Here is a 16,477-nt window from a genome sequence, read left to right as displayed (position 1 = left end):
TTTGGCGGCGATTTTGACATTTGTAAGATAAAACGGCAACCAAGGACGTCATTTCCGTCTAAGGTTGCCGTTTTTTCATGAACATTTAATCTATTACATGCTAGTCGAAATAGCCTTCTTAACTCGTTCCACAGATCTTCCAACAGGCACATAACAAATATCATCTATCGTCATCAACCTAGCAATCACCTGATCCGATAAGACATTTCGGCCGTCAAGTATAATACGCTGGTGCATCAATTGAGCCATATGAACCCAATCCAGTTCCGAGAATTGCGGCCATTCTGTCAGGATGATAAGGGCATCAGCACCAGCCGATACCTCATAAGCAGAATCCATCACCTTAACGCCTTGCATCGCAACATGCTGAACGACTGGATCATAAGCCTGAATATCAATACCGTAGAGGTGACATAGCTGGACCAATGTAAGAAATGGCGCATCTCGCACATCATTGGTATTCGGTTTGAAAGAGATACCAAGCACACCTAACCGCATCCCACGTGGATTACCCCATAGTGAAATGAGCCTATCAAGCATTTGTGGAATTCGGTCTGCATTGATTTGTGCTGTTGCTTCTAGTAAGGGGAGCGAACACCCAATGGCTTTTCCGGAAGTCAGCAGGGATTGTAAATCTTTTGAGAAGCAAGAGCCGCCATACCCAATACCTGCTTGCAAAAAATGAGGACCGATCCGTCGATCCGTACCTACGCCTTGCATAACTTGGCGAATATCCGCGCTATATCCTTCACATACATCAGAAATCATATTGGCAAATGAAATTTTCATGGCAAGGAATGCATTGGATGCATATTTGATTAGCTCCGCGCTGCGTCGATCACAGATTTGAATAGGAGCATCAACTGCTTTGTATAGTTGGCGGAGAGCCGCTTCTGCTTGAGGTGATTGACAACCGAATACGATTCGATCGGGATTCATAAAGTCGTGAATCGAACTGCCTTGACGTAAAAATTCTGGGTTAAATGCTACTTCCGTTTGGATACCCGCAGCCACTAAGATTTGTTCAATCGCATCACAGGTGCCTACAGGAACCGTACTTTTCATAATCACAAGAGGAGGGCATACGCCAGATAGTATCAATTGTGCAACCACATCTTCCACTTGACTAAGATCAGTCTGACCATCGACGCGAGCAGGGGTTCCAACAGCGATCATCAGAGCGTCAGCTCCATTAGTGGCTCTTGCAAGGTTGGTGTCGAAGAACAAATAGCCTTCGTTGCGACATGTTACAAGCATTTCTTGTAAGTCAGTCTCCCAAATGTTCAACTTATTGACTTGTAAGTCTTGGATCACCTGTTCCCGATCTACCGCTGTAACAATATGACCTAATTTCGCAAAGCAAACCGCAGCAACCAAACCGACGTAACCCGTTCCGACAATCGTTAATCGCATGTGAAGTCCTCCTTTTATGCCGAGTAAAATCCCGATTTCTTCCCGATACGACGAAAATCAATGATCTGTTCATAATCATGAAGCAATTGGTCGAAGATGGCGTCCCACGATCGACCAAGAGCAAATTGTCGGGCTTCAAGACGGAATCTACCCATGCGTTCCTCGTCATCCACTAATGAACAGATTTCTCTTATAAAAGATTGCGGCTGACGGGGTGTACATAATACACCAGTTTCGCCAGGGAGCACCATTTCTCGCACACCGCCGCTATTGGCAGTAACAACAGGGAGTCCAGACGCCATGGCTTCTTGAACAACATTTCCAAACGTTTCGGTACTGGAAGGGAAGACGAAAAGGTCTGCAGATGCATAAATCTGTGCAAGCTCTTCGCCATTCTTATAACCAGCGAACGTCACATTCGCAGGCGCTTGCTCACGCAGCTCTTGAAGCTGAGGACCGTCTCCAACGATGAGCCAGTGTACACGCGCTTTCATGGAATCGGGCAAGCCTTTCATGATGGCAGATAAGGTGTCGATGTCTTTCTCTGGCGCAATGCGCCCAACATAAAGAAAGAGATAAGGAGCTGTAATACCGTACCGTTCACGGACGTCATTACTTTTCTTGTCAGGCGTATATAACGAGCAGTCTACACCGCGAGACCAGAGCAACAGGCGGTCCAGGCCATGTTCTTGCAAGGTAGAGATCGTATCCTGAGATGGGGCGAAGGTCGCATCACACGAATGATGAAACCAATTGATATAGCTCCAATAGAAGGGAACAGCAGGTTTCATTCGATAATAAGCAAGATAGCGATCAAAATGAGTATGGTAGGAAGCTACGTGTGGTACTTGGTGCTTGCGCGCATAGTGCAGCCCGCATAATCCTAGGTTAAAAGGGGTTGCTAAATGAAGTAAATCAGGGCGAAAACGATCGAGTTCTGTGCGTATAGTAACAAGTCTGGGTAAAGCCAAACGGCATTCGGGATATAGAAAAAAAGGGATGCTTGTAATGGGTCGAATGGGATCCGAGTACACCATGTCAGCCGTACTCTTCGGTGAAAAAACAAGATGCTCGACGCCACGGCGATTCAAATAGTCTGTAAACCTCCCAAGCGTGAGTGCAACGCCGTTCATTTGAGGAACAAAAGTGTCGGTAAACAACGCGAGACGCATATGAATCCCTCCTGTAGTTCCAATATAACTTTAGCGTAGCAGGAGAGTATTCGGGGAATATCATTGGAATATGAAGGGAGTATAAAAATATCTGATTTGTACTTTCTAAACATAAATGTATACTAAGTGTAAGGGCATTTGTTAAAGTCTCCAGAGAGGGAGTGGCAAGCCATGATAACTCATTTTGCTGGGCTCCAATTACCTACGGTATCCCTGCAGGGCGTGAAACAATTTTATCAGGACCAGTTGAAATTCCCTGTAATTTCGGAATCCGAGAATGGAATATGTTTCCAGCCTACCGACTTTTTCACATTAACATTTAAAGAAATAGAATCTGCTTTGCATCCAGTTCATTTCGCCTTCGAAGTGCCGTATTCGGAATTTGATGATGTAGTTAGCGAGCTTCGAGCATCGGGCGTTACTCTTTTAAAATGGTCAGATGGCCGAATCATTGATCATTTTGAAACGGGAAAGAATGTATATTTTCGCGATGGGGACGGTAATTTACTAGAAATTATTGCGCATTCCTATGTCAAGGAAGGTATCTTACAGGCCTATGGAGATCTGAAAATCATATACTTGCGCGAGATCGGTTTTCCTGTGGATGAGGTTAAGGCATATAGGGAGAGGTTCGTACGTCTCTTTGATTTTAAGTTGGATAAAGTGATGGATAACTTTAGCTTTGCGATTGGTGGAACCGCACATGCTGTGATTCCGTCAACGAAACGCAAATGGATTCCAATTGCGATGAAAGCTTTGCAACCTACTGAGATGGTTGTCACTTTTGGGGTAAGCAACGATGCTTACATCAAGCAAGTGCAAGATAGGCTGGAAGCAGATGGTACGCTATATGAACGAAAGCCAAATGGTGAACTTATCTTTAAGCTGGATGCGTACTGTATTCAACTGATTGCCACGTCATTTCCTGAAGATGTACCTTCTCGGTTGAATTTGCCGTTCTTAATATCGGATGGCGTATAAAAAAAATGATTTGTTAAGAGGCTGCTCTGCAGCTTCTTTTTTACGAACCAACAGTAGATGAGGAGAGACTCCTAATATTTACTTGTATTCCCTTTTTCAAATCAGGTAAGATTAGAGTTTCCCATGAAAATAGTTGATCTTAAGGAGTAAGTTATTTTGTTAAGAGATGATAAGAAATTAACTGCCACCCAGAATCCCTTTGTGCTCATGCCTCTTTTATTGCTGATTTGGGGCTCGGTTGCAGCCGTTAGTAGGTTGGTTTTAAATCGAATGGACAGTTATCAGGTTTTATTTTATATGTACGGCATTGGTGTTGTCATATTTGCAGGTATTGTATTCGTCAAAGCGCGGGGGAGGATCTTCAAGTCATGGAGGTTTTCAGAGTGGATGCTGGTGCTTGCCTGTGGCGTATTTACGTTCTTATATGATTTTCTCTATCTAAAATCACTAGAACTCATACCGGCGATTGAGGCCTCTATGTTAAACTATTTATTTCCCATTTTTATCGTCCTATTTGCCATTCCGATCCATAAAGAGAAGCTAAATCGGTACAAAATCCTCTCTATCCTCATGGGGTTTATGGGGACTATCGTATTGATAACGAAGGGGGATTTCGCGAATTTCAGTTTTACAAACCTAGAGGGCGATCTACTGGCGATAATGGCAGCGGTGAGCTGGGGATTGTTTACGAATCTTGTGAAGAAAAATAAGAAAGACATGTTAATCAGTACCTTTGTGATCACATCAGTAGCTTGGCTATTGGCCATTGGAGGAATGCTGGTTTATTCACAGGGAAAGCTGCTCCAAATGATGGATTTCTATGGCGTTTTGTGGTTATGTCTTAGCAATATTGTTTTTGGATTCTTCCTGTATTTCAGGGCTTTGAAGTATTCGTCAGCATCACTAATCGCGAGCTTCACCTTCTTTGCTCCGGTTGTCACACTTGTGTTTATTATGCTGTTGTTAGGAGAGCGGTTGACTTGGATGGATGGTCTAGCGGCCGTTCTCATCCTGTTCAGTGTCCCGGTACAGAAGATAGGAGATGTCATCAATAAGCGAAGGGAGAACGTTTCATGAAAATAGGAGCGATTAATCATTTGCTGTTTTCAGTCTCGGATTTAGAGAAATCGATTGAATTCTATCAACAAGTCTTTGATGCAAAGCTCTTGGTAAAAGGAAGAAATTTAGCCTACTTTGACTTGAACGGGAACTGGTTAGCTTTGAATCAAGAGAAGGATATCCCACGTGAGGAGATTCAGTATTCGTATACGCATATTGCGTTCACGGTAGATGAGCATGATTTGGATGCTTTAGAAGAAAAACTTATCAAGTTGAAGGTATCCCTGCTTCCTGGTCGAACAAGAGATGAGCGAGATAAAAAATCTATTTATTTTACGGACCCAGACGGGCATAAATTCGAATTCCATACGGGGACGTTAGAGGACCGTCTAGCCTATTACAAAGAGGACAAATCGCATATGGTGTTTTATGACTAAAGAGACCCTTAACCGTGACCAAATTTGGAAAATGGGTGAAAGGAGGATTCTATGAAAAACTATTTGATGGCACTTTCTGTTGCCTTTCTAGGTGTTTGTATCTTGGCGGGATGTTGGATGATAGCAAATCCTAACAATTCCAACCCCGTTGTTATTTCAACACCTGCTCCACTAACGAAACCACAGGCTCAACTGTTAAGCCGCTCTGAACTTGCCAAATATTTAGGGATCAGTGAGGCAGAAGTAGATAAAATAGGATTTCAGCCCTTCGTGAATGGCGTATCTTCAAGTCAACTTCCTTTTGTGAAAATTGGAAATAACGTGTATTATCCATTAAAGTCTGTTGATAATTGGTTATTAAAAACTGAAGCACTTAGTGTTCAATAAGTCGTGAAAGCGCGGTCCAAAAACAGCATTCAAAGAATCGGGAATCAGTCAGTACGCACATTACCAACTAAATGGAAAAACTACAGCTAATTTCACGAAAATTTGCTTGAGACGTACATTAGATGGATTTACTACAGTTAATTTTGCTGGAATCGATGATATCGAGATAATCTGCTGAAATTACCTGCATGAAATCCAGTTAATTGTGATTTTCGCAAGGATTGAGTAAATTTAGCTACATGAAATCCAGTTATTTTTCTAAACATCATGGTATCAAAAAGAGGCATCCGACAAGTAGAATGATCTGCTTGAGCTGGATAGCCTCTTTTTACTATTTCGTTCAGGGCAACAATGCCATGAATGACTTTGAGGCCGCCGAGAGTGGGACTCTTCGGAGTGTTGCAAGCCCTATTTTGCGCGCAGGAATGGGCTGGGTTAGAGGGATCTCGATTAAGTCGCCTGAAGCGAGCTCCTCAGCGACATAATTGCCGATTACAAAAGCAAGTCCGAAGCCTCGTTTGGCAAACTGAACTAGAAGATCGATGCTGCCTAACTCGAACTCAGGCGCGAGTGTTACTCCCTTAGAAGCAGCGAAGTCATCGATATAGCGCCTGGTACTCGCGCCATTTTCCAATAAAAGCAGGGGGTATGCCTGTAAATCATCTAGCGATAACGGAGCTCGTGCAAGGTGTGCAAAAGCCTTGCCACCAACAAGACAATCTTGAATCAGAGAGCTTTCCCGGAACTCAATCTGTTTGTCCGAGGCTGGTAGGCTGACGATTCCAAAATCGATTTTGCCTTCTTTGAGCAAGGCCAACGTTTCAGGCGTCGTTCGGTTCGTAACTCGGATTCTCACCCCTGGATGCTGATCGTGAAAAGCCTCGAGATAAGGTAAGAGATAATATTTACAAAGCGTATCACTTGCGCCAATGTTGATTTCCCCGCTATGCAAGCTGTGCATGTCAGCGATGGCTTTTTCACCGATTTTCATAAAGCTAAAAGCCTGTTCGACATATCGAAATAACACTTCACCTTCAACGGTTAACGTGACTCCCTTTGCCGTACGGAAAAAGAGCTGCCCACCGAGCACATTCTCAAGCTGTTTAATTGTGTGACTCACCGCGGGTTGGGTGATGTGAAGCTCTTCAGCTGCTTTCGATAAGCTGCCTGTCTTGGTGGTCCAATAAAAGACACGATACCACTCTAGATTAACATCCATGCATATTACCTCACCTTATATCTGATATAACTTATATCAATTATTCTAATGCCGTTAGGGCAATTATAATAAGCTTTGTAAGGCAAAACAAGTATTGGAGGCGTTGAATTTGACAGTAACAGCGATTGTTGGTGCGAATTGGGGAGACGAAGGAAAGGGGAAGATGACGGATGTTCTAGCTGCACAATCATCCTTCGTTGTCCGGTACCAAGGGGGAAGCAATGCAGGGCATACCATCATTAATGATTACGGCAAATTCGCTTTGCGAATGCTTCCTTCTGGCGTGTTTTATTCGCATGTAACTAACGTGATTGGGCCAGGAACGGCACTTGATGCAGATATATTGTTAGGTGAATTAGAGACGCTTGCAGCTAGAAATGTACCTCGCCCGAAATTGGCCATTTCTGAACGAGCACAATTAGTACTGTCGGTTCATCAACACTTAGATGAACTCGAAGAGGAGCGGCTTGGTGCGCGTAGTTATGGTTCAACCAAGCGTGGGATCGCGCCATTTTACGCGGACAAATATGCGAAGCTCGGCATTCAGGTTGCGGATTTATACAATCAAACTCGGTTACAAGCACGATTGGAACATTTGCTTACAACGAAAAATGTGTTACTCAAGCATCTATATGGACGTCCAGCCATCCAGACGGACGAACTTATGGAGCAGCTCTTGTTGCAGGCTGAACGAATTGCTCCTTACGTATGTGATACAACAACACTACTTCAGCATGCGAATGCAAATGGAGAATCGATCTTAGTGGAGGGGCAGCTCGGCGCATTACGTGATCCAGATCATGGCATATATCCTTATTCGACGTCATCTTCCACGCTTGCTGGCTTTGCTCCTGTCGGTGCAGGACTACCCGCCAGTTCGATTTCGAATGTTCTCGCGGTTGTGAAAGCCTACTCTAGCTGTGTTGGAGCGGGACCTTTCGTCTCGGAGCTAGAAGGCAGCGAGGCTGAAGAATTACGTCGTCGTGGAGGCGATGCTGGTGAATATGGTGTCAATACCAAGCGTCCTAGACGAATGGGGTGGTTTGATGCGGTGGCCACGAGGTACGGCTGTATGATACAGGGAGCAACGAGTGTTGCATTAACTAATTTGGACGTATTAGGCTACTTGGATGAAATTCCTGTCTGTGTCGGATACGAGTTGGCAGATGGTTCGATTGTCGATCGGTTTCCAGTTACCGCGGTGATGGAGTCAGCAAAACCAGTTTTGACTCGGTTACCAGGTTGGAAAAGCGATATCTCTCAGGTTAAACGTATGGAGGATCTTCCAGCAGCAGCCCTTGAGTACATCCTTTTCGTAGAATCCGCGATCGGTGTGAAGATTTCAACCGTTTCCGTTGGTCCAAGACGCGAGCAAATTATTCAAAGATAGCTACGAATAGAAAGATTATGGCCACCTATAGGTGGCTTTTTTAACAAATGTTATAGGAATCAGGGAAGTGGGAAAAATAACCACAATACAGTTGTGGAGGAATTCATGTGAAGAAATTAATGGTGGTTGTATTGCTTGTAGGGAGCGTAATGATTCGTCCAGCACAAAGTAAAGCCGAAGTACTCATGCCTTGCAGCGCTGTGCTTGAACCTGTCGTTGTAGACAATGGAAATGCCAGAGGAGCGGCGTTAGTTTACAAGGTGAAACTCACGCCAAGTTTTCCTCGTACCAGTATCAGCATGCATGCGAATCACTTACCTGTGCCATCTACATTAGGAGATTATGATGGGTATGAAGGATTTACTTTTATTCTGAATGAGATTAGTTGGCGCTTCAAGCTCTATCCTACGTCTCAGGAAGGTGGTCCGACTTGGGCGGGAAGAATTGATGATATTACAGCTGATCTAACGAAAAGTACGATGGAAGTTCGACTTTCGAATGGGAAAACCGGAAAGCTGGGGCCAGTAATTCTAACCAGTCCGATGAATGCTTGTAAATAAGTGAGTTTTTGATGAAACTTATCTGAGTTGGGTGTCGTCTAATGATGTGAAATGTTAAATTCTGGATTGTACGTAAGGATAAATTAGTTGTATGAATGCTACGATCCATACATTAGAAGAGGTGATGCTATGAAGTGGTTGAAAACTTTTATCTTACTTCTGAGTGTAAGTTGTGTGTCAGGTTGCTCTGCCTATGCTGTAAATGCGCCAAGTTTTGAGATGAGTATCCAACAACAGAATGAAATGAAACCGATCGTAAAGAAGCTATTTGCAGCTAAATTAGAACAAGAAAAGAATGGTTCGGTATCCGCGGCCAAAAGAATATTAAACTATAGGATTCATGATGACATTCAGATTTTGCAAAATGATGAAGACACCTACTTTATTGTCTCCTACGACATACTACCGGCTTCCATCGAATTCATCCTTGCTGGAGGTGGCGAACGGACAGAGGATGGTTGGATTATAAATCGTGGTCTGTATGTCACGCTTCAAAAGTCAAATGGCGAATACCAAATAAAGAGTTTGAGTTCTGGGCCATGAGGCCCATCCAGGAGAGGTGGCGAACGTCATGAGTTGGGCGGATTCTTATACGGGTAAGATTAGGAAGCTAATCGGAACACAAATGTTACTTACAAACTCGATTCGAGCGATTCTATGTGATGCAAAAGGGGACGCACTGTTTATCAAGCGCAGAGGGGATGGCAAATGGGGAATGCCAGCTGGCGCCATGGAACTTAACGAGTCTGTCTATGATTGTTTAGTACGAGAAGTTAAAGAGGAGACAGGTCTGGATGTTATAAGAGCTACGATGATCGCCATTTATTCGAACCCCGAGAAGCAAAGATATACCGATAGATATGGAAATGACTATCAAGTGGTTGAATTTTTATTTCGTGTTGATGAATGGTCAGGTAATCTTGAAAAAGAAACAGATGAAAGTACAAACGCACAATTTTACCCGATCCATGCGTTACCTGAAGCATCCAATGAATTCTTTGCAAGACATCATACTGAAGTGTTTGAGGACTACAAAAGATTCAATGGGGTTTTGATTTTGAAGTGATCGGGGAAACGAATGATGTCTAATTCTAAAATGAACGAAGAAAAATCACTTGTAGATATCGGTGGATTTAAATTATTCCTTCAAACTCTTGGGAGTAGTAGCGCCTATGCTAGCGTCATTCTAGAATCAGGGTATGGTGATGATTCCAAGGTTTGGAGTAATATAGTTTTAGATATCGCTGCAATAACGAAAGTTATCACATATGACAGAGCTGGACTAGGAAATAGTGAGAAAAGTCCTCATCCAAGGACGAGCAGACAAATGGTTATTGAACTTAAACAACTTTTGGATCATGCAAATTTGCAGCCTCCTTATCTTTTGGTAGGGCACTCTTTTGGTGGTGTAAATATGCGTCTATTTGCAAGCCTGAATCCTAGTGACGTTACGGGTTTAATTTTGGTAGATTCGACGCCTGCGGATTATAGGCAGCGATTTCTTCCTACCATGCCAACAGAGTTCCAAGAGGTATATGTGAAACAGTTTACTAAAGAGTCTACATATGAAGAGTTTAATGAAAGTTTGGCTCAAATAAAACACAGCGAGCATCTCGGAGAAATTCCTTTAACCATTCTATCAGCAGGTAAAAAAGTGCATTATACCCCGAGCACCCAAAGGCTTTGGCATGAATTACAAGGAGAAATGTTGTCCCTCTCACATCAAAGTGAGTTAATTATTGCCCACGAAAGTGCTCATTATATTCAAGAGCATGAACCAGAACTTATCGTTGAAGCGGTAAAACGTTTGATAGATTCTAGATCATCATAGGAGGATCCAATATGCCAGAATCAACCATAGCTCAAAGATTAGTTACTTTAGGAATTGTGTTACCGGTGGCAAGTGAACCCGCAGCGAAATATGCCAATTATGTGAAAGTGAACGGTCTATTGTTCGTCTCGGGCAAAGGTCCGACTGGCAGTCCGAATGGAAAACTAGGGAAAGACTATACGACCCAAGAAGGTTATCAATTTGCTAGATTAACAGGCATAGAAATCCTAGCTGTTCTGCAGTCTGCTGTAGGTTCTCTGGATCGTATTAAACAAGTTGTTAAACTGCAAGGCTTTGTAAATGCAGTCCCCGAATTTGAGGAGCATCACAAAGTGTTGAATGGATGTTCGGATGTGATGCTGGACGTATTTGGCGAAAAGGGCGTACATGCGAGATCGGTCTTTGGAGCGGTATCGCTTAGAGATAACCTGCCGATCATTGTGGATTCTATCTTTGAAATAGAAGAATAGGAGGGAGGGATCTCAATTAATCGAGGGAGCTGTCTAGGATGAATCGATTCATGATTGGTCAATACGGGAGTTTTGATGAGAATAAATTTAAAAGGGATTTCCGTGATGGATTTTTCGGGATAGAAGCCTGCTTGTTTGATGCTATGGAAGATACGCAAAAGCTTATTCTAGCTTCGCAACAAAACAATTTCCAGATTGGTATTCATTTTCCTTTACGGCCTCATTTATCTAAAACTAGAGATGCTTTGTTCTTAGCTACAAATCCTGAAATGAGCGATTCAGCCTATGCTTGGATTCAGAGCGAGCTAGAATATCTTAAATCCGTGCGTCCAGCTTATATCCTATTTCACTATCCCAAGCCAGTTATATTGGACGAAAGGGTGGATTGGCGTAATTGGAGATTTTCAGATGAATCTGAGTATATGTATGAAATTGAGATTAACTTTGAGACACTGAAGGATAGGACAGAGCTGCTTTTTCAATGGTTGACAAAGAAATGCGAGGAGTATGCCTTCATTCCGGTCCTGGAATTTGATGCATTGAATCGATATATTTATGAGACGGATTTTCTTGAGGAGCTATTGGTGAAGTATCCCCATATAAAAGTCTGTCTGGACACGGCGAGACTGTATTTGCAGGAAAAAATAGATCCTTTTTTTGATGCCAAAAAAGTCATTCGTAAATTCGCGCGTTTTGCCTATTCGATCCATCTAAGTAATGTACAAGTGAATGAAACGATTGCCAATTCTCGTCATCCCGTACTGCCTGATCTGGATCCTCGTGACGGCTGGGCACCGATTGAGGAATATCTCGAGTTGATTGCCGAGCAGAATGATCAAGTGAAGATCATGTTTGAGCACCGTTCTGATTTTATTAGTGAAGAGCAATTGAATCAATGTTATGATTGGGTTGCGCGTTTATTGAACATTGGAAAATTAAACGCCAGAAATCATTTCCGATAGGGTAGTAGGAAAGTTTTGGAGGTAAGTAAGAAGTGAAGAAATCAAGATGGAAGCTATTTACGTATGTGCCATTTCTAGTGGCGATCCTCGTCATCGGTTTGATTCAAACGTTCATGTTAGCGAATGAAAATGTAAAGCCATATCCGGCGCCTTTCGGCCGTGCAACGGAATTAACGCAGGTAGCAACGTATGGTGAACCCGTGCAAATGGTTGGCGATAGCAGCTTTACGTATCTAGCAGGGAAAACGCTCGAAATGGTCACGATTGATCAGGAGGGGCAACATAGCTCAGAGACTCGTCCCTTACCCGATACAGGTTCTCTCCATGCTTATAGGATGATTGACAGAGATCATGTCATCTGGATCGGCGATGGTAATAAACTTTTCGGGAGTGAGTGGAAGAATGGTTCATGGTCACCAAAGAGTAATCTGCTTGTAAACGATTTGAATGACGTGCAAGCGGTTGTTGGCTCAAAAGGGGAAAGCATCCTGCTGGCTTACAATGATTCAACGCTTTATGTGAGTGCATTTCATCCGAATGAAAAGCTAAGTTGGTCACAGCTTGATATCGCGAATATTAAACATATCCAAGGTCATCTGGATGCGTCTGGCAGTCTTTCACTAGTCTACGCAATCAGTAAAGATGGCAATGAATCCTTTCATTATGCCAATCTTGCAGCCGGAACTTGGAAGCCGCTTGTGCAGAACAAAATAAAGGATGTCGATTTTGCAACGAGTAGTTTAGATGATATAGCGCTGGCTGTAGATGGTTCTTCATTGATAACGGTGTATACGACCAGTTCACGTAAATCAGGGAAGAGTACGCTGCACGTACTTACATTCTCTTCGAATCAACCGGATAAGGTGCAAGACGACATCATCAATCTTCCCGTCTCGAAAAAGAGTGATTCGGATACAATTCTGCATCCTTCGTTCACGCATGCTTCTTCTGGCGAAGTAACGCTAGTGGTATCGTCTGTTTATGAGAAGAATAGGCGCCAAACGAGTCAAGAGGTGTACAAGGTTGGCTTTAAGGATGGTAAAATGGTGGACTCCACTCGGATTAGCCAATTCGGTGGTTTCGCTTCCTATCCGAACTTCGCGACAATCAAAGGAAATTCATTAGCTGTTTGGCTGGATGCTGTGAATGCGGAATCATTTCGAGTGTTTTACGCCACTGATCAACTTCCTTATCAGCAGAGTATGAACAAGATTCGTGTAGAGGACTTACAAGAGGCTGCAGGCAATCTACCACTTTTTTGGGGGATTGGCGTTCTCACGGCACTAATAAGTTTAAAATGGATCTTATTGCCTGGCCTATATTTAGTCGTGATCAGTGTATTCTGGCAATATCATTACGATGAGCACGCCAGGAGGCATTTTGGGATATCACTCGCGATGTATCTCATCGTAAAAGCCATATTTATCGGAGATTATCGGAAGACAATTGCTTTACAAGTGATGCCTGATTTCTTGCAATCGGTATGGGCTTGCTTGTTACTACTTGTTATTTTTGCTTTGATTTCTTATGGGATGACGTGCTTATGGCGAAAAGGACTGTCCGAACGGAATGTTGGTTTGGAAATGTTCTATTTCGTTGTACTTGATGTATTCATGACGAATATGTGGTATTCGTTCTTCATGTCGCCGGCAACTTTATAGTTATTTTCTCAGGCCAAGATATTGAAAATAATGGAATTCGTTGCTATGATACAACTATAATTAAACGATGTGTAACTGGCGGAGCATGGGTAACCATGAGGGAGTACATCGATAATGGCCGTACGCCTGGGCAGAGGTAAGGGGAAATCCCCTTACCTCTTTATGTTTGCTCTTAACTTGAGAGGGATGATGAGATGACCGCGGAAACATTAATCTTGGATGGTAATCGAGTGGCAACAGACATGAAAGAGGCTCTGCGAAGTAGAATAAAGAAATTATCCATGAAAGGGATCATCCCCTGCTTGGCGACGATTTTAGTTGGAGATGATCCCTCATCAGCTACCTATGTGAGGATGAAAGGGAATGCGTGCAAGCGACTGGGTATTCAGTCCATTCGTATCGAGCTTCCCGCGCATACAACGACAGAAGATTTGGTTGCTGAGATTCTTAAACTGAATGCAGACCCGCATGTCCATGGGATTTTGTTACAACATCCTGTCCCTCATCACATAGATGAAAGGGCTGCATTTGAAGCCATTCATGTTGAGAAAGATGTGGATGGTGTAACTACGTTAGGATTTGCTCAAAATGCCTTCGGTTTTGCTGAATTTCCTTCCTGTACCCCAGCGGCTATAATCGCTATTATGGACTATTACCACATCGCCATAGAGGGCAAACACGCTGTGGTAATAGGCAGAAGTCCTATCCTCGGAAAGCCAGTTTCCATGATGCTATTAAATCGGAACGCAACGGTAACCATCTGCCATTCGAAGACGACGAATGTAGCAGAGATGGTTCGATTAGGTGACATTGTCGTAGCGGCGGTTGGTAAACCGAAATTTGTGCAAGGGGAATGGATTAAACCTGGTGCCATCGTTTTGGATGCAGGATACAATGAAGGTAATATCGGGGATGTTGATTATGAGGCTTGTATGGAAAATGCTTCTGCAATTACACCAGTGCCTGCAGGGGTCGGTCCTGTCACAATAGCTACCCTGCTGAAACATACAGTCGAAGCGGCTGAAAAGCAACTTATTGAATGATGAAATGGGGGAGGGAGCAAAAGTGAAACTATTTCATGTGAGCGAAGAGAAAGACATTGCTATTTTTCACCCCAGAATTCCTACTAGAAAAGAACTGGATCAAGAAAGAGGACTAGTTTGGGCAATCAACGAAAGATGTTTGCCTAATTTCCTAACGCCTCGAAATTGTCCGAGAGTGACGTATCATTGTAATGAAGCAACCACGGAGGCAGATAAAAGGAATTACGTCTCCTCGAGTTCAATGAAACATGTTGTAGCGATTGAACACAAATGGTTTGAAATTATGAAGCATACCACGTTATATCTATATGAATTTGATTCGTCCCATTTTTATATGCATGATGCTAGTGCGGGGTACTATGTGAGTGAAACATCACAAGTTCCTATCCATCGTTTTGAAATAAAGGATCTATTCGGAGAGCTTATCAGGAGAAATATAGAAGTGCGACTCTTAGATAATCTGTGGGATTTATGCGATAAAATTCAGCAGACGAGCTTCAATTATTCCATGTGCAGGATGGGTTTTGCGCAGCAGCGACCTAATTGTTAAAATGAGAAAAAGGGAGGTGCCGTTATGAGCAGGATATTACGATTCGAAATGCAAGCAGCAGATCCTAATCAACTCATCGAGTTCTATACACGAACATTTAATTGGGAATTCATGAAGTTTCCAGGGCCACAAGATTATTGGTTTATTAAGACGGGAAACAGTGATGTACCAGGTATTGATGGAGGATTATTGAAGTCACCTGATGGCTTGAACCGAACCATTAATTCTATCGAGGTAACTTCGATCGATGATTATCTAGCATCTGTTACTACGAATGGAGGAACCATTGTCGTTCCGAAAATGAGCATGCCTGGAATGGGCTACCTTGCCTATTTTACTGATCCGAGTGGAACCATTGTGGGTATTTCTCAAGCGGATTCGAATGCACGATAAGCTATACAAAATCTCTAGTATTTCGAACGGGCTGCCGCGAGGCAGCTTTATTTTTGTTCGTCCAAATATGTCTATTCACATATTATAGCTATCAAATTGGATATATTTATGATCCAATTGATAGTATTTTTTGTTATAGTAGAGTAGTAAGTAACGATAGGAGGAATGGACATGTACTCATTTGGATGGTGCAGTGGAATTCAAGAGGCGGAAAGACTTCAACGAATTGGCTTCGACTATATAGAGTGTGCTCTCGTATCATTAAATATAGAGGATGAGGCGGATTTCGCCGCTAAGCTTCCTTTGTATCTGAACACGCCGCTGCCGGTGCAAGCTTTTAGCATATTTTTTCCAGGAGACCTGAAAGTGGTAGGTCCGGAAGCAGATGAAGAACGAATCCGACGTTATGTTCATAAAGCTGCAAGCGCTTTAAATAAGATCGGAGCCAAGACCGCAGTCCTCGGAAGTGGGAAGGCACGGCATATTCCAGATGGTTGGGATCGCAATCGCGCAGAGGAACAGCTTCTACAACTGCTATCATTCATCGGAGATGAGTTCCAAGATACAGGTGTTTCGTTGGCCATTGAGCCTTTGAATCGCAAGGAATCTAACATCATAAACACGGTTTCGGAGGCAGTGATGTTTGCCAAACAGGTTAATCATCCGTCTATTCGGGTTTTGGCAGATTTCTACCATATGGATGAAGAACAGGATCACCTGCATACCCTTATCGAAAATAAAGATTGGCTGCAACATATCCATCTAGCTGATACGGGACGATTGTCGCCTGGGACAGGACAGTATCCTTATGATCAATTCGTAACAGCCTTGCAGGCAGCCGGCTATCGAGGAATGATTTCGGCAGAGTGTACCGTTCATGATCCAGAGAAGGAGTTAGCGGCAAGTTTGGCATTTATGAGAGGGAAGTTCCTTTCATGATCATTTTGAT

The 16,477-nt window shown here is 43.1% G+C and carries 19 protein-coding genes and 1 riboswitch; of the genes, 16 read left to right on the top strand and 3 right to left on the bottom strand.

Annotated features, from left to right (window positions below; all coding sequences use genetic code 11):
• Positions 1–93: 93 nt before the first annotated feature.
• A complete protein-coding gene (locus AC58QG_RS06390; RefSeq protein ID WP_497361262.1) occupies positions 94–1,413 on the bottom strand; it encodes a UDP-glucose dehydrogenase family protein in 1,320 nt (439 codons plus the stop codon).
• A gap of 14 nt (positions 1,414–1,427) precedes the next feature.
• The gene (locus AC58QG_RS06385; protein WP_497361261.1) at positions 1,428–2,585 is read right to left on the bottom strand and encodes a glycosyltransferase family 4 protein; all 1,158 of its coding nucleotides are present in this window, start codon (positions 2,583–2,585) and stop codon (positions 1,428–1,430) included.
• Positions 2,586–2,756: 171 nt separating this feature from the next.
• On the opposite strand from AC58QG_RS06385, the gene AC58QG_RS06380 reads away from it, so the two are divergent.
• From AC58QG_RS06380 to AC58QG_RS06365, 4 genes are all read left to right on the top strand, one after another.
• Complete coding sequence (locus AC58QG_RS06380; RefSeq protein WP_497361260.1) at positions 2,757–3,566, top strand: VOC family protein; 810 nt, start codon at positions 2,757–2,759, stop codon at positions 3,564–3,566.
• Positions 3,567–3,722: 156 nt separating this feature from the next.
• Entirely contained in the window at positions 3,723–4,643 is a 921-nt protein-coding gene (locus AC58QG_RS06375) for a DMT family transporter (protein ID WP_497361259.1), read from the top strand.
• Positions 4,640–5,062 (top strand): metallothiol transferase FosB, encoded by a 423-nt coding sequence (fosB, locus tag AC58QG_RS06370; RefSeq protein ID WP_497361258.1) that lies wholly within the window; start codon positions 4,640–4,642, stop codon positions 5,060–5,062. The genes AC58QG_RS06375 and fosB overlap by 4 nt, the downstream gene beginning before the upstream one ends.
• Positions 5,063–5,113: 51 nt before the next feature.
• Entirely contained in the window at positions 5,114–5,449 is a 336-nt protein-coding gene (locus AC58QG_RS06365; RefSeq protein WP_497361257.1) for a helix-turn-helix domain-containing protein, read from the top strand.
• A gap of 340 nt (positions 5,450–5,789) precedes the next feature.
• Here the strand turns inward: AC58QG_RS06365 and AC58QG_RS06360 are convergent, their stop codons facing one another.
• On the bottom strand, positions 5,790–6,668 hold the full coding sequence (locus AC58QG_RS06360) for a LysR family transcriptional regulator (RefSeq protein WP_497361256.1): 879 nt from the start codon (positions 6,666–6,668) through the stop codon (positions 5,790–5,792).
• Positions 6,669–6,777: 109 nt separating this feature from the next.
• Between AC58QG_RS06360 and AC58QG_RS06355 the strand changes: the two genes are divergently transcribed.
• The 12 genes from AC58QG_RS06355 (at position 6,778) to AC58QG_RS06300 (ending at position 16,467) form a co-directional block, all read left to right on the top strand.
• The gene (locus AC58QG_RS06355) at positions 6,778–8,058 is read left to right on the top strand and encodes an adenylosuccinate synthase (protein ID WP_497361255.1); all 1,281 of its coding nucleotides are present in this window, start codon (positions 6,778–6,780) and stop codon (positions 8,056–8,058) included.
• Positions 8,059–8,165: 107 nt separating this feature from the next.
• Positions 8,166–8,618 (top strand): YoqH family protein, encoded by a 453-nt coding sequence (locus AC58QG_RS06350; protein WP_497361254.1) that lies wholly within the window; start codon positions 8,166–8,168, stop codon positions 8,616–8,618.
• Positions 8,619–8,747: 129 nt separating this feature from the next.
• Entirely contained in the window at positions 8,748–9,161 is a 414-nt protein-coding gene (locus AC58QG_RS06345; protein ID WP_497361253.1) for a hypothetical protein, read from the top strand.
• Between the two features lie 28 nt (positions 9,162–9,189).
• Complete coding sequence (locus tag AC58QG_RS06340) at positions 9,190–9,684, top strand: NUDIX domain-containing protein (protein WP_497361252.1); 495 nt, start codon at positions 9,190–9,192, stop codon at positions 9,682–9,684.
• Between the two features lie 30 nt (positions 9,685–9,714).
• Complete coding sequence (locus AC58QG_RS06335) at positions 9,715–10,449, top strand: alpha/beta fold hydrolase (RefSeq protein ID WP_497361251.1); 735 nt, start codon at positions 9,715–9,717, stop codon at positions 10,447–10,449.
• A gap of 11 nt (positions 10,450–10,460) precedes the next feature.
• Positions 10,461–10,919 (top strand): RidA family protein, encoded by a 459-nt coding sequence (locus AC58QG_RS06330; RefSeq protein WP_497361250.1) that lies wholly within the window; start codon positions 10,461–10,463, stop codon positions 10,917–10,919.
• Between the two features lie 38 nt (positions 10,920–10,957).
• Positions 10,958–11,881 (top strand): sugar phosphate isomerase/epimerase, encoded by a 924-nt coding sequence (locus tag AC58QG_RS06325; RefSeq protein WP_497361249.1) that lies wholly within the window; start codon positions 10,958–10,960, stop codon positions 11,879–11,881.
• A gap of 32 nt (positions 11,882–11,913) precedes the next feature.
• The gene (locus AC58QG_RS06320) at positions 11,914–13,542 is read left to right on the top strand and encodes a hypothetical protein (RefSeq protein ID WP_497361248.1); all 1,629 of its coding nucleotides are present in this window, start codon (positions 11,914–11,916) and stop codon (positions 13,540–13,542) included.
• A gap of 61 nt (positions 13,543–13,603) precedes the next feature.
• Positions 13,604–13,681, top strand: a riboswitch (ZMP/ZTP riboswitch).
• Between the two features lie 55 nt (positions 13,682–13,736).
• Positions 13,737–14,585 carry a bifunctional 5,10-methylenetetrahydrofolate dehydrogenase/5,10-methenyltetrahydrofolate cyclohydrolase gene (locus tag AC58QG_RS06315; RefSeq protein WP_497361247.1) on the top strand — a complete coding sequence of 283 codons (849 nt, stop codon included), beginning with the start codon at positions 13,737–13,739 and terminating at the stop codon, positions 14,583–14,585.
• 22 nt (positions 14,586–14,607) lie between these two features.
• Positions 14,608–15,135: a DUF6886 family protein gene (locus AC58QG_RS06310; protein WP_497361246.1), complete on the top strand. Its 528-nt coding sequence runs from the start codon at positions 14,608–14,610 to the stop codon at positions 15,133–15,135.
• Between the two features lie 24 nt (positions 15,136–15,159).
• Entirely contained in the window at positions 15,160–15,528 is a 369-nt protein-coding gene (locus tag AC58QG_RS06305) for a VOC family protein (RefSeq protein ID WP_497361245.1), read from the top strand.
• A 171-nt stretch (positions 15,529–15,699) separates the two neighbouring features.
• A complete protein-coding gene (locus AC58QG_RS06300) occupies positions 15,700–16,467 on the top strand; it encodes a sugar phosphate isomerase/epimerase family protein (RefSeq protein WP_497361244.1) in 768 nt (255 codons plus the stop codon).
• The last annotated feature ends 10 nt before the right edge of the window (positions 16,468–16,477 follow it).

Source organism: Paenibacillus sp. J22P169 (assembly GCF_059691995.1).
The sequence above is the reverse complement of the archived record's forward strand: the minus strand, read 5'-3'. Positions and strand labels throughout refer to the sequence as shown.